The sequence below is a fragment of the Nonomuraea sp. NPDC047529 genome, from assembly GCF_040642995.1.
In the GTDB taxonomy this organism is placed as follows: Bacteria; Actinomycetota; Actinomycetes; order Streptosporangiales; family Streptosporangiaceae; genus Nonomuraea.
The window spans coordinates 1-2,104 of sequence record NZ_JBEYTJ010000107.1; the positions used below are offsets into that span (position 1 = coordinate 1).

At 73.5% G+C, this 2,104-nt stretch carries 2 protein-coding genes; both read left to right on the top strand.

From position 1 onward, the window contains the following. On the top strand, positions 1-642 hold a 642-nt coding region (locus ABZ815_RS52730), incomplete at its 5' end, for a phosphopantetheine-binding protein (protein ID WP_357711132.1). Next, positions 639-2,104, top strand: a 1,466-nt coding sequence (locus ABZ815_RS52735; RefSeq protein WP_357711134.1) for a condensation domain-containing protein, incomplete at its 3' end; no start/stop codon positions are given. The genes ABZ815_RS52730 and ABZ815_RS52735, both read left to right, overlap by 4 nt.

A 2,104-nucleotide genomic window follows, 5' to 3' on the forward strand; every position in this document is an offset into this window, starting at 1 on the left:
CTCTACAAAACCGGCGACCTCGCCCGCTGGCTCCCCACCGGCGAACTCGAATACCTCGGCCGCACCGACCACCAGGTCAAGATCCGCGGCATGCGTGTGGAGCTGGGAGAGATCGAGGCCGTCCTGCGCGCACGGCCGGGCGTCGCGGCCGCGGCGGCCGAGCTCGTGGACGGCCGCCTGGTCGGCTACGTCGTCGGCGACGTCCCGGACCTGTCCGACCTGCTGCCGGACTTCATGATCCCGACGGCGTGGGTGCGGCTGGACCGCCTGCCCGTCACCTCCAGCGGCAAGCTCGACCGCGCCGCCCTGCCCGCGCCCGAGCGCCCGGCCGACCTGCCGTGGGAGCCGCCGCGCGGCGAGGCGGAACATGCCGTCGCGCAGGTCTGGCAGGAGGTTCTCGGCCTCGACCGGCCCGGCCGGAACGACACCTTCTTCGCCGTCGGCGGCGACTCGATCAGCAGTCTGAAGGTCGTGGCCCGGCTGCGCGCCATGGGCTACGGCGTGGAACTGCAGCACCTGTTCACCCACCAGGCGGTCGCCGAACTGGCCGCCGTCCTGCGGCCGCGGGAGGCCGTACCGGAAACCACGGCGGGAGCCTTCGACCTGCTCAGCCTGGCGGACAGAGAGAGGCTCACGCGATGATCATCGATGCCTACCCGCTCAGCGCGCTCCAGGCCGGGATGCTGTACCACAGCGAGCTGGACGGCGTGACCTTCCACGACCACACCACGCTCACGTTACGCGGCACGTTCGACGAGACGGCGCTGGTCAGGGCGCTGGAGGAGCTGTCGGCGCGGCACGACGTGCTGCGGACGTCCTTCGACCTGACCGGGTTCAGCGAGCCCGTCCAGCTCGTGCACGACCGTGCCGAGATCCCGCTGACCGTCTCAGGGAGCGAGCCGGAGTACGGGCCGTTCGACTGGACGCGGGCTCCCCTGCTACGCGTCCACGTACGGCCCGAAGCCGACCGGTTCGCGCTGACCGTCTACTTCCACCACGCGATCCTCGACGGGTGGAGCGTCGCGAGGCTGGTCAGCGAGCTGCTGGAGCGCTATGCGACCCCCGGGCTGCCGGTGGAGGCGCCGGCGGCCCGCTTCCGCGACCTGGTGGCGGCCGAGAAGGCCGTGCTCGCCCGGCCGGAGGCGGCGGAGTTCTGGCGGGACGCGGTCGCCGAGGCGCCGGAGGGCCGGCTGCCCCGGATGCCCGGCTACCCCACCGGCGGACCGCGCAAGGTCGAGGTGCTGGCCACGGCGCTCCCCGGCGATCTGGCGAAGGCGCTGGCCGAGGAGGCGGCCGCCGCCCGGGTGCCGCTGCGTTCGGTGCTGCTCGCGGCGCACGCGCGCGTCATGGCCCTGCTCACCGGCGACCCGGACGTCCTCACGGGGATGCTCACGCACAGCCGCCCGGAGAGCGAGGCCGGCGACGAGGTGCTGGGCCTGTTCCTCAACACCGTCCCGCTGCGCGTGCGCGCCGACGCTCCCGACCTGGTCCAGCGGGTCTTCCAGGCGGAGGTGGCGGCGCTGCCGTACCGGCATTTCCCGCTCTTCGAGATCCAGCGGGCCAGCGGCCGCGCGCGCCTGCTGGACACGCACGTGGACTTCCGCGACTTCCAGGTGCGCGGCGCCGCCGCCACGCCCATCGAGGGCCAGGACTTCTTCGAGCAGACCGACTTCGCCTTCAGCGCGGCCTTCGTCCGGACGCCGGGCGGTGGGCTGACGCTGACCATCTCCTACGACAGCACGCAGTTCCCCGCCGACCAGGTCGCGGCGATCCGGGATCACTACCTGCGCGCGTTGTCAGGGGACATCGGCGTCTCGCCGCAGGACGCGGCCCTGCTCGCGCTCTGGAACTCCACCGCGTCCGACCACCCGGGCGGGCTCCTGCACGAGCTGGTCTTCGAGCAGGCCGAGCGCACCCCGGACGCGACGGCGCTGGTCTTCGAGGGCGACCGGCTGACCTACCGCGAGCTGGCCGAGCGGGCCCGCGACGTCGCGGCGGGGCTGCAGGCGCGGGTGGACCAGCCGGTCGGCGTCCGCATGGAACGCGGGCTCGACCTTCCCGTCGTGCTCCTCGGCGTGCTGGCGGCCGGCGGCGCCTACCTGCC